At 71.1% G+C, this 21340-nt stretch carries 21 protein-coding genes; 11 read left to right on the forward strand and 10 right to left on the reverse strand.

Annotated features, from left to right (window positions below):
* The first annotated feature begins 38 nt into the window (after positions 1–38).
* The gene (locus tag CLV68_RS27495; protein WP_121393811.1) at positions 39–2033 is read left to right on the forward strand and encodes a thioredoxin domain-containing protein; all 1995 of its coding nucleotides are present in this window, start codon (positions 39–41) and stop codon (positions 2031–2033) included.
* On the forward strand, positions 2030–2326 hold the full coding sequence (locus tag CLV68_RS27500) for a hypothetical protein (RefSeq protein WP_121393812.1): 297 nt from the start codon (positions 2030–2032) through the stop codon (positions 2324–2326). Before CLV68_RS27495 ends, CLV68_RS27500 begins: the two co-directional genes overlap by 4 nt.
* Here CLV68_RS27500 and CLV68_RS27505 read toward each other — a convergent pair.
* Positions 2323–2853, reverse strand: a complete 531-nt coding sequence (locus tag CLV68_RS27505) for a GNAT family N-acetyltransferase (RefSeq protein WP_121393813.1) — start codon at positions 2851–2853, stop codon at positions 2323–2325. The two genes, CLV68_RS27500 and CLV68_RS27505, sit on opposite strands and share 4 nt — an antisense overlap.
* 74 nt (positions 2854–2927) lie before the next feature.
* Between CLV68_RS27505 and CLV68_RS27510 the strand changes: the two genes are divergently transcribed.
* Positions 2928–3431 carry a hypothetical protein gene (locus tag CLV68_RS27510; protein ID WP_121393814.1) on the forward strand — a complete coding sequence of 168 codons (504 nt, stop codon included), beginning with the start codon at positions 2928–2930 and terminating at the stop codon, positions 3429–3431.
* Positions 3432–3887: 456 nt separating this feature from the next.
* Here the strand turns inward: CLV68_RS27510 and CLV68_RS27515 are convergent, their stop codons facing one another.
* The 4 genes from CLV68_RS27515 to CLV68_RS27530 are packed head-to-tail and all read right to left on the reverse strand — an operon-like array spanning position 3888 to position 6230.
* Complete coding sequence (locus CLV68_RS27515; RefSeq protein ID WP_121393815.1) at positions 3888–4088, reverse strand: exodeoxyribonuclease VII small subunit; 201 nt, start codon at positions 4086–4088, stop codon at positions 3888–3890.
* Complete coding sequence (locus CLV68_RS27520; RefSeq protein WP_121393816.1) at positions 4085–4456, reverse strand: sugar ABC transporter substrate-binding protein; 372 nt, start codon at positions 4454–4456, stop codon at positions 4085–4087. Before CLV68_RS27520 ends, CLV68_RS27515 begins: the two co-directional genes overlap by 4 nt.
* Before the next feature lie 8 nt (positions 4457–4464).
* Positions 4465–5703: an exodeoxyribonuclease VII large subunit gene (gene xseA / locus CLV68_RS27525; RefSeq protein WP_121393817.1), complete on the reverse strand. Its 1239-nt coding sequence runs from the start codon at positions 5701–5703 to the stop codon at positions 4465–4467.
* Positions 5700–6230 carry a lipid droplet-associated protein gene (locus tag CLV68_RS27530; protein ID WP_121393818.1) on the reverse strand — a complete coding sequence of 177 codons (531 nt, stop codon included), beginning with the start codon at positions 6228–6230 and terminating at the stop codon, positions 5700–5702. Before CLV68_RS27530 ends, xseA begins: the two co-directional genes overlap by 4 nt.
* Positions 6231–6356: 126 nt before the next feature.
* Here CLV68_RS27530 and CLV68_RS27535 point away from each other — a divergent pair, with 126 nt between their 5' ends.
* Positions 6357–7319, forward strand: a complete 963-nt coding sequence (locus CLV68_RS27535) for a 4-hydroxy-3-methylbut-2-enyl diphosphate reductase (RefSeq protein WP_121393819.1) — start codon at positions 6357–6359, stop codon at positions 7317–7319.
* On the opposite strand, the gene CLV68_RS27540 is transcribed toward CLV68_RS27535, so the two are convergent.
* A complete protein-coding gene (locus CLV68_RS27540; RefSeq protein WP_121393820.1) occupies positions 7316–7852 on the reverse strand; it encodes a DUF4245 family protein in 537 nt (178 codons plus the stop codon). The two genes, CLV68_RS27535 and CLV68_RS27540, sit on opposite strands and share 4 nt — an antisense overlap.
* Before the next feature lie 154 nt (positions 7853–8006).
* Between CLV68_RS27540 and glpX the strand changes: the two genes are divergently transcribed.
* Both glpX and CLV68_RS27550 read left to right on the forward strand, forming a co-directional pair.
* Positions 8007–9068, forward strand: coding sequence for a class II fructose-bisphosphatase (gene glpX / locus CLV68_RS27545; protein ID WP_121393821.1), 1062 nt, complete (start codon positions 8007–8009; stop codon positions 9066–9068).
* 194 nt (positions 9069–9262) lie between these two features.
* Positions 9263–9922, forward strand: a complete 660-nt coding sequence (locus CLV68_RS27550) for a L,D-transpeptidase (RefSeq protein WP_121394023.1) — start codon at positions 9263–9265, stop codon at positions 9920–9922.
* 79 nt (positions 9923–10001) lie between these two features.
* Here the strand turns inward: CLV68_RS27550 and CLV68_RS27555 are convergent, their stop codons facing one another.
* Complete coding sequence (locus CLV68_RS27555) at positions 10002–10985, reverse strand: NAD(P)/FAD-dependent oxidoreductase (RefSeq protein WP_121393822.1); 984 nt, start codon at positions 10983–10985, stop codon at positions 10002–10004.
* A gap of 114 nt (positions 10986–11099) precedes the next feature.
* Here CLV68_RS27555 and CLV68_RS27560 point away from each other — a divergent pair, with 114 nt between their 5' ends.
* Positions 11100–12491: a class II fumarate hydratase gene (locus CLV68_RS27560; RefSeq protein ID WP_121393823.1), complete on the forward strand. Its 1392-nt coding sequence runs from the start codon at positions 11100–11102 to the stop codon at positions 12489–12491.
* On the opposite strand, the gene CLV68_RS27565 is transcribed toward CLV68_RS27560, so the two are convergent.
* Positions 12397–13335 carry a DMT family transporter gene (locus CLV68_RS27565; protein ID WP_246010141.1) on the reverse strand — a complete coding sequence of 313 codons (939 nt, stop codon included), beginning with the start codon at positions 13333–13335 and terminating at the stop codon, positions 12397–12399. The two genes, CLV68_RS27560 and CLV68_RS27565, sit on opposite strands and share 95 nt — an antisense overlap.
* 109 nt (positions 13336–13444) lie before the next feature.
* On the opposite strand from CLV68_RS27565, the gene pdxR reads away from it, so the two are divergent.
* Both pdxR and CLV68_RS27580 read left to right on the forward strand, forming a co-directional pair.
* Entirely contained in the window at positions 13445–14827 is a 1383-nt protein-coding gene (gene pdxR / locus CLV68_RS27570) for a MocR-like pyridoxine biosynthesis transcription factor PdxR (protein WP_121393825.1), read from the forward strand.
* A gap of 294 nt (positions 14828–15121) precedes the next feature.
* Entirely contained in the window at positions 15122–16633 is a 1512-nt protein-coding gene (locus CLV68_RS27580; protein WP_121394025.1) for an ATP-dependent DNA ligase, read from the forward strand.
* A gap of 813 nt (positions 16634–17446) precedes the next feature.
* Here the strand turns inward: CLV68_RS27580 and CLV68_RS33520 are convergent.
* Both CLV68_RS33520 and CLV68_RS27585 read right to left on the reverse strand, forming a co-directional pair.
* Positions 17447–18172 carry a hypothetical protein gene (locus tag CLV68_RS33520; RefSeq protein ID WP_147460185.1) on the reverse strand — a complete coding sequence of 242 codons (726 nt, stop codon included), beginning with the start codon at positions 18170–18172 and terminating at the stop codon, positions 17447–17449.
* 5 nt (positions 18173–18177) lie between these two features.
* Positions 18178–18741: a papain-like cysteine protease family protein gene (locus CLV68_RS27585; protein WP_121393827.1), complete on the reverse strand. Its 564-nt coding sequence runs from the start codon at positions 18739–18741 to the stop codon at positions 18178–18180.
* A gap of 186 nt (positions 18742–18927) precedes the next feature.
* Between CLV68_RS27585 and CLV68_RS27590 the strand changes: the two genes are divergently transcribed.
* Complete coding sequence (locus tag CLV68_RS27590; protein WP_121393828.1) at positions 18928–19881, forward strand: hypothetical protein; 954 nt, start codon at positions 18928–18930, stop codon at positions 19879–19881.
* A 5-nt stretch (positions 19882–19886) separates the two neighbouring features.
* Positions 19887–21323 carry a GuaB1 family IMP dehydrogenase-related protein gene (locus tag CLV68_RS27595; protein WP_121394027.1) on the forward strand — a complete coding sequence of 479 codons (1437 nt, stop codon included), beginning with the start codon at positions 19887–19889 and terminating at the stop codon, positions 21321–21323.
* Positions 21324–21340: the final 17 nt, after the last annotated feature.

A 21340-nucleotide genomic window follows, 5' to 3' on the forward strand; every position in this document is an offset into this window, starting at 1 on the left:
GAGTACCCGCCGACACCTCGGTTTGAGAGGCTGGGGGCATGGCGAACCGGCTGCAGGACTCGACCAGCCCCTACCTGCTCCAGCACAAGGACAACCCGGTCGACTGGTGGGAGTGGGGCACCGGGGCGTTCGCCGAGGCCGCTCGCCGCGACGTCCCGGTGCTGCTGTCGGTCGGCTACGCGGCCTGCCACTGGTGCCACGTCATGGCGCACGAGTCGTTCGAGGACGACGCGACCGCCGCGCTGATGAACGCCCACTTCGTCAACGTCAAGGTCGACCGCGAGGAGCGCCCCGACGTCGACGCCGTCTACATGACCGCCACCCAGGCCATGACCGGGCAGGGCGGCTGGCCGATGACCGCGTTCCTCACCCCGGCGGGCGAGCCGTTCCACTGCGGCACCTACTACCCGCCGACCCCGCGCTCCGGCATGCCGTCGTTCCGCCGGCTGCTGACCGCCGTGCACCAAGCCTGGTCGTCGGGCGATGACGAGGTGCGCCAGGCAGGCGCCCGGATCGTCGCCGAGCTGCGTGAGCAGACCGGTCCGGTGGAAGCATCCATTGTGGACTCCTCGGTGCTCGCGGGCGCGGCGACCTCGCTGCTGGGGGCTTACGACCGGGTCAATGCCGGGTTCGGTGGCGCGCCCAAGTTCCCGCCGACGATGGCGCTGGAGTTCCTGCTGCGCCACCACGAGCGCACCGGCTCGGTGGAATCGCTGTCCATTGTGGAGAGCACGGCCCTGGCGATGGCCGACGGCGGGCTCGACGACCAGCTCACCGGCGGTTTCGCCCGCTACAGCGTCGACGCGGGCTGGGTCGTGCCGCACTTCGAGAAGATGTTGTACGACAACGCCTTGCTGCTACGGCTCTACGCCCACCTCGCCCGTCGGACCGGCGCTGAGCGGTACCACGAGGTTGCCAGGGACACGGCCGCGTTCTTGCTGCGCGACCTGGGGACTTCCCAGGGCGGGTTCGCGTCGTCGTTGGACGCGGACACCGAAGGTGTGGAGGGGGCGACCTACGTGTGGACCCCGGCCCAGCTGGTCGAGGTCCTGGGAGCGGAGGATGGTGTGTGGGCCGCCGAACTGCTGGGCGTCACCGAGGAGGGCACGTTCGAGCACGGGGCGTCCACGCTGCGGCTGATCAGGGCGGTCGACGATCGGCCCAGGTGGGAGCGGGTGCGCGCGGCCCTGGTCGAGGCCAGGTCCAGGCGGCCGCAGCCCGGTCGTGACGACAAGGTGGTCACCGCGTGGAACGGGCTGGCGATCGCCGCGCTGGCCGAGGCGGGCATGGCCCTCGGCGAGCCGTCGTGGGTCGCGGCGGCGGAGCGGGCGGCGTCGTTGGTGCTCGACCTGCACCTGGTCGACGGCAGGCTCCGGCGGACATCGCGCGACGGTGTCGTCGGCACGGCGGCTGGGGTGCTGGAGGATTACGGGACCCTCGCGGAGGCGCTGTTCATCCTGCACCAGGCGACGGGCGCGCTTCGTTGGCTGGAAGCGGGATGCGCGTTGCTGGACACCGCGCTCGCGCACTTCGCCGACCCCGCGGCCCCCGGCGCCTACCACGACACCGCTGACGACGCGGACGCCCTGGTGTGGCGTCCGGGCGATCCGGGGGACAACGCGAGCCCGTCCGGGGCTTCGGCGTTGGCGGGGGCGTTGCTGCTGGGCGATTCCCTCGCGGGGCATGGGCGCGGATACCGGGAGGCCGCGGAGTCGGCGTTGGCTCGTGCTGGGGTGTTGGCTTCGCGCGCGCCCCGGTTCGCCGGACACTGGTTGACCGTCGCGGAAGCCATCGCCTCGGGCCCGGTCCAGGTCGCGGTCGTCGGCCCGGACCGCGAATCCCTTGTCGCTGCTGCCATCGCCCACGCGCACGGTGGCGCGGTCGTGCTGAGCGGGGAGACCGGGGCGTCGCCGCTGTTGGCGGACCGGCCCGCGGTTGACGGGCGCGCGGCCGCTTACGTGTGCCGGGGGTATGTGTGCGATCGTCCAGTGACCACAGTGGACGAACTGGTCGCGGCCTTGGAGAACCTGTGAGCGAGATCTGGCGCTTGCTGCGCGGCACCGACCTGATCGGCGAGATCACCATCACCGACCGCGACTTCCCCTGGCTGTACGGCGATTTCACCGCCCACCCCGGCTTCGCCGAGTTCCAGCCGCTGTTCGCCGAGGAGTTGGAACTCCTCAACGCCGACGACGACCACGAGGCGTGGGAGTCGGTCTACGAGAAGGTCACCGGCTCCCTGGCGCTGGTCTCGCCGGACGGCCCGGTGACCCACTTCCTGCTGCACATCGACGGCGCCGAGGCGTGGTTCCGCTACCTCGCCTAGTCGACCAGTTCGTCGGCCAGCAGGCTCATGACGATCATGTCGTGCAGCTTGCCGTCGCGGCGGAAGTACTGGCGGAGGCGGCCTTCCTCGACGAAGCCGACCTTGCGGTAGAGGTGGCGGGCCGGTTCGTTGTCGGCGACCACGAAGAGCTGGATGGCGTGCAGGCGCATGTCGTCGAAGCCCCAGCGGCACATCAGGCGCAGGGCCTCGCCGCCGTAGCCCTTGTTCCAGGTGTCGGGGTCGCCGAGGTAGATGTCGAGTTCGGCGCGGCCGGTCTCGGGGCGGGCGTCGCGCAGGGCGATGTAGCCGACCAGGCGGGACTCGGCGGTGGTCTCGATCGCGAAGCGGCAGCGCTCGTGGCTGTTCGCCGGGAGGTCCGCGAAGCGCTTGCGCAGTTGGGCGCGCGACTCCGGGTACGACGTCTCCATCCAGCGCATGGCGTGCTCGTCGTGGTGCCACCGCCAGAACGTGTCGGCGTCCTCCGGCTCGATGGCGCGCAGCCGCACCCGCTCCCCGATCAGCGTCATACCCCCACCCTAGATCGGCCCACCACTGGTTTTGCAGGTGTAACGTTGTAATCAGGTAAGCGAGAGGAGCCGTCATGTCCGACGACGTCACCGCCTGGTTCACCGGGCGGCTGCCCGACACCTGGTTCACCGAGAAGCCCACCATCACCGTCGACCGGGAGGAGATCCTGCTGGTCGGCACCCTGCCGCCGCTCGCGGAGCAGTTCCAGGACGAGGCCGCGACCGCCGCCGCCGAGTCCGGCCGCATCGCGCGGTGGCGGGAGGAGACCAGGGACCACCGCATCGAGATCGCCCGCCAGGCCGAGCACCGCTACGGCCGCAAGGTCGCCTGGGGCGCGCGCGTGGGCGGCACCGAGGAACTGTTCACCACCCTCTCGGTCCCGGTCATGACCCGCCTGCGCCAACCGGAACGCCGCACCCTCGACACCCTCGTCGACGCAGGCGTCGCCCGCTCCCGATCCGAAGCCCTCGCCTGGGCAGTCCGCCTGGTCGGCAAGCACGCCGAGGAGTGGCTGGCCGACCTCCGCACCGCCATGACCACGGTCGAGGACCTGCGCACCAAGGGCCCCAACCTCTAACCAAGGGCCCCAACCGCCAGCCCCGACACACCGCCCCTGCCGCGCCGACCCCGTCCCACCGGCGCGGCAGGGGCGGTAGGCATATCTCCGATCGACCAAGCCGCAGGCCCGAACCTGATAGCCCGATCTGAGGGTCGGACCTGCGACCGATTCGGCCGCCATCGGAACCGGGGGGCCGTCCTCTGGCCGGGCCAGGCCAGCCCTGTCGCACCCCGCCCCTGCCGCGTCCTCGTCCCGAGGCGCCGGTCGAGCAAGATCAACTCCGCCCCGGGGGCCCACCCTCCCGGGGCCCGGGGCCCCATCTCTGAACCTATCGAACCCGCCGGGTTGTCAATAGAGGACGCGGGTGGGCTGTGGATGGTTCGGGGCCTTGTGGATAGCGGGTGCGATCGAGCGCCTGGAGGAGGCTGGTCACGGACGTGCTGGAGCGTGGGAAGTGGGGGATGGGCCGGAGGGTCAGTCCTCGGCCTCGGCGGCCGCCAGGGCGGTTTCCACGCGTTCCCGGGCTCCGGCCAGGTGGCGGTCGCAGATCTTGGCCAGGGACTCGCCGCGTTCCCAGAGGGTCAGCGACTCCTCCAGCGGCAGTCCGCCTGCTTCCAGTCTCGCCACCACCGCGGCCAGTTCATCTCGTGCCTGTTCGTAGCCGGGTTCGGTCACCGTGTGGGGCTTTCCTGTCTGATGCGGGCGAGGGCGGCGGCCACCGCCTGGTCGTAGCCGATGAACGCCTCGGCGAAGTCCTCGCCGTCGCGGTCGGCGACGGCTTCCTCGATGCGGCAGCGGGCCTCGTCGATCCTGCCGCGGTTGTTGTCGGTCGTGTACGCCGCCGCGGCCGCGGCCAGCTCGCGCAGGCGGGTGGGCAGCTGGTGGCGGCCGGGGGCGTCGCAGCCCGCCAGCAGGGCGGCCCAGCACTCGGCGGCGGCCGAGTCGGCGCGGCGGACGGTGGCCTGGACCACCTGGGTGGCGCGCACCCGGCCGACCGTGGACAGGGTCAGTGGGAGGAACGTCGGTTCGCGACAGGTCCGCATCGGCAGGATCAGCCTCCTTCGCCCTCCCGGCCGCCGGTGACGACCGCGTGCAGTGCGCCGTCGGCGAGCCGGATGCGGACCTCGACGCCCTCGGTGACGTCCTCGATGGAGCGGAGAACCCGGGGAGTCCCGTCGGCATCGGTGTGCTGTACGACCGCGTACCCTCGGGCAAGGGTGGCGGCTGGCCCCAAGGTCGTCAAGCGGGCTTTCGTCGCGTCCAGCGCCGCCCGCTCCTGCGCCAACCGCGCCAGCAGCGCCCGGCGACCCCGCTCGAGCAGCGAATCCACCTGCTCCGCGCGCCGCACCAGCGGGGTGATCGGGTCGGCGAGCACCGGTCGGCTGCGCAGCTGGGACAGCAGCCGGACCTCGCGATCCACCCATCCGTGCAACGCCCGCCTGGCCCGGTCCCGCAGCTGGCGGACCCTGGCCGACTCCTCCGCCACGTCCGGGACCACCCGTTTGCCCGCGTCGGTCGGCGTCGAGCAGCGCAGGTCGGCGACGTGGTCGAGCAGCGGGGTGTCCGGTTCGTGCCCGATCGCGCTCAGCACCGGCGTGCGGCAGTCGGACACCGCGCGGCACAGCGCCTCGTCGGAGAACGGCAGCAGGTCCTCGACGCTGCCGCCGCCGCGGGCGATGACGATCACCTCGACCTCGGGGTCGCGGTCGAGCACCCGCAGCGCGTCCAGGATCTGCGGCACGGCCAGCGCGCCCTGCACCGCCACGTTCTCCACCCGGAACCGCACCGCGGGCCACCGGGCGCTCGCGTTGGCCAGCACGTCCCGCTCCGCCGCCGACGCGCGACCGGTGATCAGGCCGACCTTGCTCGGCAGGAACGGCGGCCTGCGCTTGCGCCGCGGGTCGAACATGCCCTCGGCGGCCAGCAGCCTGCGCAGCCGCTCGATCCTGGCCAGCAGCTCACCGATGCCGACCGCGCGGATCTCGTCGGCGCGCAGGCTCAGCGAGCCGCGGTTGAGGTAGAAGGTGGGCTTGGCGTGCACGACGACCCTGGCGCCGTCCGACAGCGGCGGCTCGTGCTCGCGCAGCATCTGCGTCGAGCAGGTGACCGTCATCGACACGTCGGCGGCGGGGTCGCGCAGGGTGAGAAACGCGGTACCGGTGCCAGGGCGGGCCGAGATCTGGGTGACCTGGCCCTCTACCCACACGGTGCCCAGCTTGTGCACCCAGTCCGCGATCTTGCGGGCGACCGTGCGGACCGGCCACGGCTCCTCGGCGGTGGGCGCGCTCACGTGGCGGGGGTGTCCCGCAGCGTGGCGAGCCTGCGGGTGAGCATGCCGACGTACGACGGGCGGTTCTCGGTGGCGCGCTCGTGCGCCAACAGCTCTTCCAGCGCGGCGACGTCGAACCCGCGCAGCCGGGCGCGCAACTGCGCCAGCGACAACTCCCCGTAGTTCGGCACCGACGCGGGCCCGACCACCACCGGCACGTCATCGACCACGACCGGTGCCGCGGTGTCCTCTTCGGCCAGATCGAAGGCGGCGGGCTCGACGGTGTCGTCGACCGCCTGGTCGTCGAGGTCCTCGTCGAAGGTCGCCCACTCCGGCTCGTCCTCGACCGGGCGCAGCGCGGCGATCGCCTCGTCGCCCTTGATCGCCAGCTCGGTGACCTGCTGCTGCACCCGCATGGACACCTGCAGCGCCTGGCTGGCCACGGTGACCGGCAGCCCGGCGATGCGGGTGGGCAGGTCGCGGGCGTGCTCAAGCGCGGTGGCGGCGAGCCCCGCCGCGACCCGCAACGGCAGCGGGAGTGACTTCATGCTTCCTAGCCTGCCTGAATCCACCCGTTCTGCACAGCGACCCGCCCGCCCACCGCCGCTCCCTGTGACCCCGCGTACACCCCACCGAACAGGAGAGTCACCGCGAGCGCCCGTACCCTGGACGGCATGAGCGCCACCACCAAACGCGTCCTGCTGGCCAAGCCGCGCGGCTACTGCGCCGGTGTCGACCGCGCGGTGATCACCGTGGAGCAGGCGCTGGAGACCTACGGGCCACCGGTGTACGTGCGCAAGGAGATCGTCCACAACAAGTACGTGGTCGAGACCCTGCGCGACCGCGGCGCCATCTTCGTCGACGAGGCCGACGAGGTGCCCGAGGGCGCGCTCGTGGTGTTCTCCGCGCACGGGGTGTCGCCCGCGGTCCACGACCAGGCCGCCCAGCGCAACCTGCGCACCATCGACGCCACCTGCCCGCTGGTCACCAAGGTCCACTTCGAGGCCAAGCGGTTCGCCAAGGACGACTACGACATCCTGCTCATCGGCCACGAGGGCCATGAGGAGGTCGAGGGCACCGCGGGTGAGGCGCCCGACCACGTGCAGCTCGTGGACACCGCCGAGGACGTCGACAAGGTCGTGGTGCGCGACCCGTCGAAGGTGATCTGGCTGTCGCAGACGACGCTGTCGGTCGACGAGACCCTGGAGCGGGTCGACCAGCTGCGCGAGCGCTTCCCGGACCTGCAGAACCCGCCGAGCGACGACATCTGCTACGCCACCTCCAACCGCCAGACCGCGGTCAAGGCCATGGCGCCGCAGTGCGAGCTGGTGATCGTGGTCGGCTCGCAGAACTCGTCGAACTCCAAGCGGCTGGTCGAGGTCGCGCTGCAGGCGGGCGCGAACGCGTCGTACCTGGTCGACTTCGCCAAGGAGGTCGACGAGTCGTGGTTGGACGGTGTCACCACGGTAGGCGTCACCAGCGGCGCCTCGGTGCCCGACATCCTGGTGATGGACCTGGTGGCCTGGCTGGCCGAACGCGGCTACGGCGACGTCGAGGAGATCACCACGGCTGAGGAGAAGGTCACCTTCTCGCTGCCCGCCGAGCTGCGCAAGGCGCGCAAGGCCGCCGCCAACTAGTCGACGGCCTCGGCCAGCAGTCTGAAGTCGTCGGCGGTGGCGTTGCCGGTGATCAGTAGTCGGACGCCGGAGACATCGGCGACCCAGGCGCGCTCGTCGCGGCGGCCCGGAAAGACAGTCCACTGTGTACCGTCGATGGTCACCGCTTCCTGGGCCAGCCCGAGCGCGCCGGTCTCGGCGGCCACCAGGTCGGTCAGCTGTGCGTCGGACTGGCTGAGCTGGATGAAGTGCTCCGGCGTCAGCCACCCGGCGCGCACCACGCGCCCCTTCGGCTCGACCGACCCGCTGCTCAGCGAGTTCCCCTGCCAGCCGGAAGGCACCGTCGGCACCCGGACCGCGAACGGCGCCTGTGCGCGCGAGAGCCCAGCGGCGACGTCGACCCTCGGTGCTGAGGCCGGGTCGGCCTGCGGCGCCCCCGGGCTGAACGTGCACGCCCGGAACAGCAGCAGCGGGATGCCGACCATGAGCAGCAGCGCCAGCATCGACAGCAGGATGTCGCGCGGGCCGTGGGTCAGCCGGTTGCCGGAAGCCATTCGCCCATAATCGCAAGCCGCCCCACCGGCGCCGCACGCACACCGCGTGACGAGCAGCACGGCCGTCGCCGTAGGCAGGTACACACCGTGGTCTGGGAGGATGCGGATTGGTCTGCACAGCTTGCAGGCTGCCCGCGCCGATCCGGGAGGCAGTATGAGCACTCCGACCACCACTTCGACGCCCGCGCGACGCCGGGAGGCGCCCGACCGCAACCTGGCGATGGAGCTGGTCCGGGTCACCGAGGCCGCGGCGATGGCGGCGGGCCGCTGGGTCGGCCGCGGCGACAAGAACGGCGGCGACCAGGCGGCGGTCGACGCGATGCGGATGCTGATCGGCACCGTCACCATGCGCGGGGTCGTGGTGATCGGCGAGGGCGAGAAGGACGAGGCGCCCATGCTGTTCAACGGCGAGGAGGTCGGCGACGGCGACGGCCCCGACTGCGATGTCGCGGTCGACCCGATCGACGGCACCACGCTGATGGCCAAGGGCATGCCCAACGCCCTCGCGGTGCTCGCGGTGGCCGAGCGCGGCGCCATGTTCGACCCGTCCGCGGTGTTCTACATGGAGAAGCTCGCCGTAGGCCCAGAGGCGGCCGACGTGGTGGACATCACCGCCCCGGTCGCGGAGAACATCCGCCGGGTCGCGCGCGCCAAGAGCACCGACGTCTCCGACGTGACGGTCTGCATCCTCGACCGGCCCCGGCACGACAGCCTGGTCAAGGAGGTCCGCGAGGCGGGCGCCCGGATCCACTTCATCTCCGACGGCGACGTCGCTGGCGCCATCTCCGCCGCCCGGCCGAACACCGGTGTCGACCTGCTGCTGGGCATCGGCGGCACGCCGGAGGGCATCATCGCCGCCGCCGCGCTCAAGTGCATGGGCGGCGCGATCCAGGGCAAGTTGTGGCCCAAGGACGACGCCGAGCGCGGGCGGGCCATCGACGCGGGCCACGACCTGGACCGGGTGCTGCTGACCGACGACCTGGTGCGCGGCGACAACGTGTTCTTCTGCGCCACCGGCGTCACCGACGGCGACCTGCTGCGCGGCGTGCACTACCGCTCGGGCGGCTGCACCACCCAGTCGATCGTGATGCGCTCGAAGTCCGGCACGGTCCGCATGATCGACGGCTTCCACCGGCTGACCAAGCTGCGCGAGTACTCCTCGGTCGACTTCGACATCGACCCCACCGAGGCCGACGCGATCCCGCCGCTCCCGTAGTCCCCACCCGCCAGTCCCCACCCGCCGCCCGTGGGGGTCGTCGCGCCCCACGGGTGTCCGGGTCCGTTCGGGGTTCGTTCGAGCCGCTGGGTAACGGATCGGTCGCGGTGGACAACCACGCGTGGTCCCCGGTCGTCATCCTTGTCGACGGGGTGTCTACCCAGACGCCCGCTGGGGTAGTCGAGGAGCGAGACATGAAGGTCAACCGGCTGATAGCGGGCGCGGTGGTCGCCGCGGCCGCCCTGCTGGCCACGGCGTGCGGCACCGGGGATGCCGCCCCGGCCGCGCAGCAGGTCCAGGCCGCGACCACGACGACGACCACCACCACGGTCGCGCCGACCACGACCACCACTACGACCACAGCGGCCCCCACTACGACGACCACCACGGTGGCGCCGCCGGTGACGACAACGACGACCAAGAAGAAGCCGCCGGTCACCACGACCACCACGAAGAAGCCCAAGCCGTCGACCACGGCCAAGCCCGCGCCCGCCCCGGTCGAGGGCGTTCCGTGCGCCGCGACGGCGTCGGCCTGCATCGACCTGTCGGCGAACCAGTCCTGGCTGCTCAAGGACGGCAAGGTCGTCCTCGGCCCGGTCCCGATCACCCACGGCCGCGCCGGCTACCGCACCCCGGTCGGCACCTTCAAGGTGGGCTGGAAGGACATCGACCACAAGAGCCGCGAGTTCAACGACGCCCCGATGCCCTTCTCGGTCTTCTTCAACGGCGGCATCGCCTTCCACCAGGGCAGCCTGAAGGTCCAGAGCCACGGCTGCATCCACCTCTCCGCGTCAGCCGCGAAGGCGTACTTCAACGGCCTCTCCGTCGGCGACACGGTCCAGGTCGTGGCCTGACAGCTCTTGTGACAACCTGACAGCTCTTACGACAAGAGGCGGCGGAGAACATCTCCGCCGCCTCTTTCGTGTGCTGGTCCTATTCCGCGTTGCTGGAGTGCCCCGGGAACAGGTGCGCGTCGGGGTCGAGTGCCACGGCGATGTTGTTCACCGCTGTCGCCGCTTCGCCGAAACCGGTCGCGATCAGCTTCACCTTGCCCGGATAAGCCGCTACGTCACCGGCGGCATAAACCTTGTCTCTAGCCGTGCGCATCGTGGAGTCGACCGTGATCGAGCGGTGGTCGATTTCCAGGCCCCACGAGTCGATAGGGCCTAGGTCCGCGGTGAAACCGAGTGCGGCGACCACTGCCTGCGCAGGCAGCACCAACGTCTCCCCGCCGACGGATAGCTCTACCTCGTGCAGGCCGTCGTCATCGCCGCGCAGGTCGGTCACCTGGGCGTCGGTGATGATCCGGACGCCGAGGGCCTCGACCTGGCGGACGGTGGCGGGCATGGCGCGGAACTTGGCGCGGCGGTGCACGAGGGTCACCGAGGTGGCGATCGGGTGCAGGGCCAGGGCCCAGTCGAACGCCGAGTCGCCACCGCCGACGATCACCACGTCCTGGCCGCGGTGCACCTCCAGGCTGGGCACGAAGTGCACCATCCCCCGGCCCAGCCAGCCCGATCCGGCTGGCAGCGGGCGCGGGGTGAACTCGCCGATGCCCGCGGTGATCAGCACGGCCCTGGTGTCGACGACCGTCCCGCCGTCGAGCTCGACGTGGAACCGGTCTCCCACTTGGGACAGCGTGAGCGCGCGGCGGCCGAGCAGGTAGGTGGGCTTCCACTGGTCGGCCTGCTCGACCAGGGAGGTGACCAGGTCCCGTCCGCGCACGGCGGGGAACCCGGCGACGTCGAAGATCTGCTTCTCCGGGTACATCGCGGTGATCTGCCCGCCGGGTTCGGGCAGCGAGTCGACCACGGCGGTGCGCAGGTCGCGGAACCCGGCGTAGTAGGCGGCGAACAGGCCGGTGGGGCCAGCGCCGATGATGACGAGGTCGACTTCGGTGGTGGTGGGAGCGGTCATCGGGGTACCTGCCCTTCCACGTGGTGGGCGTCCGGCACCCACCCTATTGCCGCGAACCGGGGTGTGGGGAAGCTGACCATGCCGTCGGCGGGCGACCGGACGAGACTGGCCGGTATGGGCGAGTTCCGCATCGAGCACGACACCATGGGTGAGGTCAGGGTCCCGGCGGAGGCGCTGTGGCGGGCGCAGACGCAACGGGCCGTGGAGAACTTCCCGATCTCCGGGCGCGGCCTGGAACGGGCGCAGATCCGCGCGCTCGGCCTGCTCAAGGCCGCCGCGGCGCGGGTCAACGGCAGGCTGGGGGTGCTGCCAGCCGACGTGGCCGACGCGATCGCGGCCGCCGCCACCGAGGTCGCCGGTGGCGCGCACGACGAGCACTTCCCGATCGACGTGTTCCAGACCGGGTCGGGCACCTCGTCCAACATGAACGCCAACGAGGTCATCGCGACCCTGGCCAGCCGGGCGCTCGGCCGCGACGTGCACCCCAACGACCACGTCAACGCCTCGCAGTCGTCCAACGACACCTTCCCGACCACGCTGCACCTGGCCGCCACCGAGGCCGTGGTCACCGACGTCATCCCGGCGTTGGAGCAGCTCGCGGGGGCCATCGAGGGCCGCGCGGCCGAGTGGGGCGACATCGTCAAGTCCGGTCGCACGCACCTGATGGACGCGGTGCCGATCACCCTGGGCCAGGAGGCAGGCGCGTGGGCGGCGCAGGTCCGCTACGGCGTCGAGCGGCTCCAGTCCGTGCTGCCCCGGCTGGGTGAGCTGCCGATCGGCGGGACCGCGGTCGGCAGCGGGCTCAACGCGCCGCGCGGGTTCGGCGCGGCCGTGTCGGCGGAACTGGCCGAGGTGACCGCGCTGCCGGTGACCGAGGCCCGCGACCACTTCGAGGCGCAGGCCACCCAGGACTCGGTGGTGGAGGCGTCCGGGCAGCTGCGCACGGTCGCGGTGTCGCTGTTCAAGATCGCCAACGACCTGCGCTGGCTGGGCTCGGGACCGCGCACCGGCCTGGCCGAGCTGGCGCTGCCCGACCTGCAGCCGGGCTCGTCGATCATGCCGGGCAAGGTGAACCCGGTCATCCCCGAGGCGACGATGATGGTGGTCGCCCAGGTCATCGGCAACGACGCCGCGGTGGCGTTCGCGGGCAGCCAGGGCAACTTCCAGCTCAACGTGATGCTGCCGGTGATCGCCCGCAACGTGCTGGAGTCGGCGCGGCTGCTGGCCGCGGTGGCCAGGCTGCTGGCGGCGAAGGTCGTCGCCGGGGTCGCGCCGGACGTCGAGCGGCTGCGCGAGTACGCCGAGGGCTCGCCGTCGATCGTGACCCCGCTCAACGGCTTCCTCGGCTACGAGGAGGCGGCCTCGATCGCCAAGCAGTCGCTCAAGGAGCGCAAGACCATCCGCGACGTCGTCATCGAACGGGGTCACGTGGCGGCGGGGAAGCTGACCGAGCAGCAGTTGGACGAGGCGCTCGACGTGCTGCGGATGGCCAAGGGGAACGGGTAAGCAGGCCGATCACGCAGCCCGCCCCTACTACTACGACACCCGCCACGCCTGTCAGCGTCAAGCTCTGGGAGCCGACCGCGACCGACACCGCCAGCCCTGCCGCGGGCATCACCCCGATGAGCACTCCGGCGCGGTCGGCTCCCAGGACGTTCACGGCCTGGTACCAGATGACGAATGCGACGACGGTCAACACAGCGACGACCGATAGCGCTGTCCACTCGCGATTGGTCGGTGTCTGCCACGGCTCGTAGACCACGGCCAGGCAGGCACCGACAACGGCCGCGATGATGTGGCACCACAACGCCACGGACAACCCGCCGAGCCTGCCGACCACCCGTACCGCGAACAGGGTGAAACCGGCCTCGCACAGCATGGTCAGGATCGCTAGCAGCAGCCCAGGGCCCTCCCAGCTACCGCCGCCGGACAGCACAACCACACCGGCGACGACCACGGCCGCTCCTACGAGCGGCTGCGCGGACGGCCTGCGTTTGGCCATGAGCGGCGCGACGACCGCCAGGACGAGCGGGCTGCCACCGAGGACGGCCGCGACCAGGCCGGGTTCGGCGTGCTGCTGGGCGGTGATCATGAAGGCGTTGAAGCCGAGCATGCCGACGGCGACGATCGCCAGCAGCGCGGGGACGTCCCTGGCCCTCGGGGCCTTGAGCGGCACGCGCCTGGCGAGCGCCCACGCGGCGAGCAGGACCGCGCCGACGCCGTAGCGCGCCGACTGGCCGGTGAGCAGCGGGTAGTCGACGAGCATGCCGGACAGCGGGACGGAGCCGCCGATCATGGCCGAGGTGAGCAAGCCTGCGCCGATGGCGAGGCGGTAGCGGGAGGTGGGCACGTGCCCAGCGTCGCCGGAAAGTGGACCCAATGATAGCTCCACTTCACGGTATGTGGACTGGTCCACTTGCTCGTGCCTGCCTGGCCGGGGTGGCCCGTAGGCTGGGGACATGTCCTCCTTCCGCGAGTTGCTCGTCCCCGGCTTGGCCGAGGTCGGGCGCGGTCAGCGTGGTCGCGCGCTAGAGGCAGCGGTACGAGCCGCGATCCGCGACGGGCGACTGCCGCAAGGGACGCGGTTGCCGTCCACACGCGACCTCGCCGTGCAGCTCGGTCTGTCGCGGGGGACTGTCAGCTCTGTCTACGCGCAACTCGTCGCCGAGGGGTACCTGCGCGCGAAGCATGGCTCGGGGACGACCGTGGCCACCACACCCGCGAGTTCGGAGGCAGCGTCACCTCCACCGGTGAAGACTCAGACTCGGTGGCGCTATGACCTTCGACCGGGCGTGCCCGCTCTCTCGGCGTTCCCCCGGTCCGAGTGGCAGGCGGCGATGCGCGCGGGCTTGGCGACGTTGACCGACGACGACTTGGGCTACCCGGACCCGGCAGGTCTACCGGCGTTGCGCACTGAGCTCGCCGCGTACCTGGGACGTGCCCGGGCAGTCGAGGCGGCTGACGTCGTCGTCACCCACGGCGTCGCGGAGAGCCAGTCGCTGATGGCGCAGATCCTGCGGGCGGACGGCCACCGGACTATCGCGGTGGAGGACCCGACCCACCCCGGGTCCGCGGAGGCTCTAGCGGCGCACGGGCTGCGGCCAGTGCCGGTGCCGGTAGATGAAGACGGCATGCGGGTAGACCTGTTGCCGCGCACAGGGTGCCGCGCGGTACTGGTCACCTCGGCGCACCAGTTCCCTCTTGGCGTCGTCCTGAGTCCTCAGCGCCGTCGGGCCTTGGTGAGCTGGGCACGCGAGCGCGACGGGTACGTCCTAGAGGACGACTACGATGCCGAGCACCGGTACGACCGGCCAGCGGTAGGGACAACGCAGGTTCTTGACCGCGACCGGGTCGTTTACCTCGGTAGCGTCAGCAAGGTCTTGGCGCCCGCGATCCGGCTGGGGTGGATGGTCGTCCCCGCTGCGCTGCGGGACCGGGTGGTCGACCACAAGCGTCTGTCGGACCTGGGCTGCTCCCCGATGCCCCAGGCCGCGTTGGCACATTTGCTGCGCACCGGCGGGTACGACCGACACCTCCGCCGCAGCCGTCAGCTCTACCGGCGTCGCCGCGACGCTCTGCTCGCTGCTGTCGCGGGTGAACTACCGGACTGGCAGCCACACGGCGTGGCCGCGGGGTTGCACCTGGTGCTGCGGCTGCCCGAGGGCACTGACGACCGGGCGTTGCAGGTCGAGCTGGCCAGGCGCGGGATCAACGCACCGGCGCTGTCCGGGTACGCGCTGTCGACCAGTCCCTTCCCCGGGCTGGTGCTCGGCTACGCGGCCACGTCGGTGGACCGGCTGCGCGCCGCGGTCGCGGAGATCGCCTCGGTCAGCGCGCTCTGACCATCCACTGTGGAGACCGGAGCGGGAGCGCCTCGGTCGCCTGGTGCACCGGCGGCGGCATCGGGATCGCGATCCGGCTCCTGGGTTCGGCGCTGGGCGGTGTGCGGTCGGCACACCCGAACAACACCGCGGCGGTCAAGGTGAGGACTGCGGCGAGGATGAGACGCATCAGGAGGGCTCCACTGGGTACGAGGGGCTCATCCAGGTAGACGCGCGGGTGCGGCCGGGGTTGGGTCCGGTTCCGATCTTCTTTCGGCTGCGCTTGTCAGTGCACCGGGGCACCATGGGCGCATGCTGACCATGACCGATGTGGTGGCCGCCTCCGCCGAGGTCGGCGGCACCCGGTCGCGCCTGGCCAAAGTCGACACCCTCGCGGGCGTGCTGCGCCGCGCCTCGGCCGAGGAGATCGCCCCGCTGGTCGGGTTCCTCACCGGCGCCCCCGTCCAGGGCCGGGTCGGCACCGGCTGGCGGACGCTGGTGGCGCTCGACCACCCGCCCGCGGCCGCCGCGACGCTGACCGTCACCCAGGTCGACACCGCGTTGACGGCGCTGGCGCGGACCACCGGCAAGGGCTCCACCGCCACCCGCAGGCAGCTGCTCGACGACCTGTTCGGCGCCGCGACCGAGCCGGAGAAGGCGTTCCTGATCGCCCTGCTCACCGGCGAACTCCGCCAGGGCGCCCTCGAAGGCGTCATGCTCGACGCGGTGGCCAAGGCGGCCGACGCCCCGATCGCCGCCGTCCGCCGCGCGTTCATGCTCTCCGGCCGCCTACCCGCCACCGCCGCGGTAGCCCTAACCGGCGGCGACTTGGCCGCCATCGGTCTTGAACTCCACCGCCCGGTCCGCCCGATGCTGGCCTCGCCGGGGGAGTCCCTCGCGGACGCGCTGACCCAACTCACCCCGTGCTCGGTCGAGTACAAACTGGACGGCGCGCGCATCCAGGTGCACAAGACCCCGGATCGGGTGACGATCTACACCCGCTCCCTGCGCGAGATCACCGACAGCGTCCCCGAACTGGTCGCCCTGGTGCGCGCCCTGCCCTGCACCACGGCCGTGCTCGACGGCGAGACCCTGGCGATCACCGACGACGGCCGCCCCCGCCGCTTCCAGGACACCATGAGCCGCTTCGGCAGCACGGCCGAGGAACAGGTCAAGGCATTGCTGCTGCACCCGTTCTTCTTCGATTGCCTCCACCTGGACGGCGCGGATCTCATTGATCTACCACTCCGCGACCGCCTCGCCGCCCTGCGCGCGGCGGTCGGCGAGCACGTGATCCCGGGTGTGGTGGACCCATCGCCCGAGGAGGCCGAGGACCTGGCCGCCCGCGCCCTGTCCGAGGGCCACGAAGGCGTGATGGTCAAGGACCTGTCCTCGGCGTACGCCGCAGGCCGCCGGGGCAAAGCCTGGCAGAAGATCAAACCCGTCCACACCCTGGACCTGATCGTCATCGGCGCGGAATGGGGCCACGGCCGCCGCACCGGCTACCTCTCCAACCTCCACCTAGCCGCCCGAGACCCCGACGGCGGCCCCCCGATCATGGTCGGCAAGACCTTCAAGGGACTCACTGATGAAGTGCTCCGCTGGCAAACCGAAACCTTCCCCCACTACCAATCCGCCGCCGACTCCTGGTCCGTGACTTTGCGCCCCGAGCTAGTAGTGGAAATAGCCCTGGACGGCACCCAATCCAGCCCCCGCTACCCCGGCGGCGTAGCCCTCCGCTTCGCCCGAGTCCTCCGCTACCGCCCCGACAAATCCCCCACCGAAGCCGACACCATCACCACAGTCCGCTCCATGCTGACCCCATAACCCCACACCCAATCCCACGACCACCGCCCCAACACACCCCTCGCGATCGTCGATCTCCCCTCAGCCTCACCAACGTTGACCCCAACGCCCCCTCCGCAGTGTTCGGCCCGACGCGGCCCTCTCGGGCATTGGTCCAACGTGCCCCTCTGCGACATTGGCCCCAACGCTCCCACCACGGCCGTTCGCCCTCACGTGCCCCTCACAGGCATTGGTCCCTAGTGTGCCCTTCTACGACGTTGGCCCCAACGCGCCCCGCACAGGCGTTGATCCGAACGCGCCCCTCTCAGACGTTGGCCCCCACTTGGCCCTCACAGGCGTTGGCCCACACGCGCCCCTCACAGGCGATTGTCCTCAACGTGCCCCTCTACGACGTTGGCCGAACAACGCTCCTCGGATCCGCTGGTGCCAAGCCGGCTCGATGGGGCGGACTTGTTTTGTGTGGGGGAACGACACCCGTAGCGTCGCTCACGCGGCAGGGCCTGCTTTTCGGCCCCTGCTTTGTGGTTCTGCCCGGGTGTCGTAGGGGCCCCACGCAAAATAAGTTCGCCGCATCGAGCTTGCTCGAAACTCGCGCCCCCACGCAATGCCGAAGGCGAGCCGTTCACCATCGACGCCGCAGGCGAGCACGAGAGCCGCCTACCCCCAGCCCAAGATCAAACCGCCCAAAGCAGCCCCCGACATCCAGCTTACCGCCGCACACCGACAAACCAGGCACAGCGAACAGACACCCTGTGGACAACTCCAACGAACAACAGCGGATGGCGGCGATCCCGAGACCTCCTCAAGCCCGGAACCACCGCCACCCGCCAGCCCTCAGCGTCGTCGCAACGCAGGACCGGTAGTCATAGCAACCACCGCGGCGACACCAAGCACCAGAACCCCAAGCACAGCCCAAGGCGCGCTACCGCTACCGGCAGGGCTAACCACCCCCGTGCTCGGGGAAGCAAACCCACCCGCTAGCCCAGACCGGTCGTAAGCAGACCCCGGCATCTTGTCGCCATAGCGGCCAGCAACATCCCGCTGATACTGCGACAACGACTGCACCTTCCCAGTGGCCAGCGACCGAATGGTGCTACCCGTGACCGCGTACCAAGCGTTGGTCTGCGGTTCGCGGAGCAAGAGTGCGCCCGCGGGGACCTTGCCCGCGTTGCGGAACTCCAAGTCGCCCGCCGCGATGTTGGCGACTGTCCACGCGCCGGAAGGTGTGCGGACAGTCCAGACCGAGGCGGTAGCGCTACCTGCGGTTGCGGGGACGGCGACGTAAGCGAGGCGGCCGACCTTGGGGGAGCGGCCGGACACGAAGTCGGGGCTGAGTTCGTAGACCGGGACTGACGTTCCCCCGACCTGTGGGGCGGCGAGGCCGGAGACCCCGAGGAACTTGCCCACGGTGGCGGTGACGTCAGGTGCGCTTGCGGCTGCTTGGGCCTTAGCGCTGTCGGCCGGTGTAACAGCGCCTTCGACTGGGTCGGCGCCCGCGTAGCCGGATAGACCTAGGACTCCGATGGCGGTGAGAGCGAGGGTTGTGAGGATCTTGCGCATGCCGTTCACCGCCTGATTCCGGTCAGCGTGTGGGTCCACGAGAAGCTGGAGTTGTTGACGTAGTAGCTGTAGGTGGCCCAGTTGTAGCGGTAGTTGTCCGGCCACGGGTCGCCCCAGTAGACCCAGCTCTTGGCCGAGTCGAAGCCGTAGAGCACGTGCATGTGGCCGCCGCCGGACTTCCACAGGATCCGGGTCTCGACCGGCTGCGCGGCGTTGAGCTGGGACTGCACGGCCGAGTAGCTGATCGTGTTGTAGACGTAGGAACCCGGGCTGCTGAAGCCGAGCCGGGAGAAGCCGTTGCGGACCTGGGCCAGGTCCGCCTGGTCGTTGGGGCACTGCGTGCCGGTGCTGCGGTTCTTGGCCAGCGCGCAGAAGTTGTTCTGGGTCACGTTCACGCCGTGGGACGCGGCGATCGACGTGCCGGACGCCGCCCAGCACCAGTTGGTCTGCTGCTGGGCCTGCATGGTGAACGCGGCGGCCGCCTGGGCCGACGCCGGGGAGCTGACCAGCCAGGCGAGGACGGCCACGAGGGTGGCCGCCAGCGCCGAGCGGGTCGCGGGGCGGGACATTGTGCCTCCTGAAGACGCAGGGTGGAGTGCACGGAAGCGTGCGATCACCGCGTTTCGGGCGACAAGGGCCGCGCAAGGGCTCCCGGACCGTTCCAGCACGACGGCGCACCTTTACCCACCGGTAGTGCGTGGCTACTGTGAACGTTCACCACTGTTCACCCGTTCGAGAACGTCCCCGGAGTCGCCGTGACCGCTGACGCGCTGGCCGACGCACTGCGCCGCGGCCCGTTCCACGTGGCCCTGCGCACGGCGATCGAGCACCGGGGCTTGTCGCTGGCCCGGCTGCGGGCGCACCTGGCGCGCATCGAGGTGACCGTCGCCGAGTCCACTCTCAGTTACTGGCAGCGCGGTCTCCGTCACCCCGACATGCCACACGCGTTGTCCGCCGTGCGCGGGCTGGAGATCGTGCTCGGCCTGCCTGCCGACTCGCTCGTGGTGCTCATCGGCCCCCGCCGGCGCGGCACCCGGACCCGCAGGCCGTCCGCGTCGTTCGCCGAGATCGTGGTGGCCGGACCGACCACCCGGGAACTGCTGGCCCAGCTGGGCGTCGACCCGGAGCGCTGCAACGCGGGCCTGGAGCTGCGGATGACCCACGAGCGGGTCAGCATCGCCGCCGACCGCACCCAGGGCCGCATCCACACCAGGCTGGTGAGCGTCGCGCGCGAGCAGGGCATCGACCGCTACATCGCCGTCTACCACGGCGAGCCCGACTGCGACATCGACCGCGTGCGGATCGTGGCCGGGGACGGGTGCCGCTTGGGCCGGGTGCGGCGCAAGGGGATCTGCGTGGCCTTCGAGCTGATGTTCGACCGCGGGCTCGCCGAGGGCGACACCGTGGTGCTCAGCTACTCGCTGGAGGACAAGTCCGAGCTGGAGTGTCCCGGTTACTACCGGATCTTCCGCGAACCCAGTGGCCCCTTCCTGTTGCAGTTAGAGCTACCGCCCGGCGACCCGCCTGCCCGGTGCGTGCAAGAGGTGCGGACCAACGACATGCGCCCGCCGTCGGTGTCCGCGGACCTCTACTGCGATCGGGGGTACGTCGTGAGTGCGTACTACCCAGGGGTCGACAGCGGGATAGCCGGTATCACGCTGGAGTGGTCGGAGAATCCGGCGGAACCCCAGGCGCACCCCGTACCGTGACGGGGGTGCGCTTCCTCAACGGCGAGCCCGCCCACGACCTGACCTACGACGACGTCTTCCTGGTGCCCGGCCGGTCCGCGGTCACCAGCCGGTTCGACGTCGACCTGGGCACCTCCGACGGCACCGGCGCCACGATCCCGATCGTGGTGGCGAACATGACCGCGGTCGCCGGGCGCCGGATGGCCGAGACGGTCGCCCGCCGCGGCGGCCTGGTCGTGCTGCCCCAGGACGTCGACCCCGCCGCGGTCGGCGACATCGTGACCTGGGTGAAGTCGCGGCACCTCGCGTGGGACACGCCGCTGGTGCTGACCGCGAACGACTCGGTCGCCGACGCGCTGAACCTGCTGCCGAAGCGGGCGCACGGCGCGGTGGTCGTCGTCGACGGCGAGGGCCGCCCGGTCGGGGTGGTCGACGAGGCCGCGTGCCTGGGCGTGGACCGGTTCACCAGGGTGGGTGAGGTCGCCGACCGCGCGATCGTGATCCTGCCGGTGGACAGCCCGCCGCGGTCGGTCTTCGACTCGCTGCACGACCACTCCGCGCGCGTCGCGCTGGCGGTCGACCCGCAGGGACGGCTCGCGGGCGTGCTCACCGGCGTGGGGGCGTTGCGCGCGGACATCTACTCGCCCGCCACGGACGCGTCCGGCCGGTTGCGGATCGCCGCGGCGGTGGGCGTGAACGGTGATGTGGCGGCCAAGGCGGCGGCGCTGCTGGAGTCCGGTGTGGACACACTGGTGGTCGACACCGCGCACGGCCACCAGGAGAAGATGCTGTCCGCCTTGAAGAGCGTGCGGGCGCTGAACCCCGGCGTGCCGGTGGTGGCGGGCAACGTGGTCACCGCGCAGGGCGTGCGCGACCTGGTGGACGCGGGCGCCGACGTGATCAAGGTCGGCGTCGGGCCCGGCGCGATGTGCACCACCCGCATGATGACCGGCGTCGGCCGCCCGCAGTTCTCCGCGGTGCTGGAGTGCGCCGCGGAGGCCCGCTCGCTGGGCAAGCACGTGTGGGCCGATGGCGGCGTCCGGCACCCGAGGGACGTGGCGCTGGCGCTGGCCGCGGGCGCGTCGTCGGTGATGGTCGGCTCGTGGTTCGCGGGCACCTACGAGTCGCCCGGCGACCTGCTGCGCGACGAACAAGGCCGCCCGTACAAGGAATCCTTCGGCATGGCCTCCAAGCGCGCGGTGTCGGCGCGCACCCGGGCCGACAGCGGGTTCGACCGGGCGCGCAAGGCGCTGTTCGAGGAGGGCATCTCGTCGTCCAGGATGCGGTTGGACCCCAAGGCGCCCGGTGTGGAGGACCTGCTGGACGCGATCTGCTCGGGTGTCCGCTCGGCGTGCACGTACGCGGGGGCGGGCACCCTGGAGGAACTGCACGACCGCGCGGTCGTCGGTGTCCAGTCCGCCGCGGGATTCGCCGAGGGCAGGCCGCTTCCGTCCGGTTGGTAGCGGCATTTCCGTTCACT

This window comes from Actinokineospora cianjurensis (assembly GCF_003663795.1).
Lineage (GTDB): Bacteria > Actinomycetota > Actinomycetes > Mycobacteriales > Pseudonocardiaceae > Actinokineospora > Actinokineospora terrae.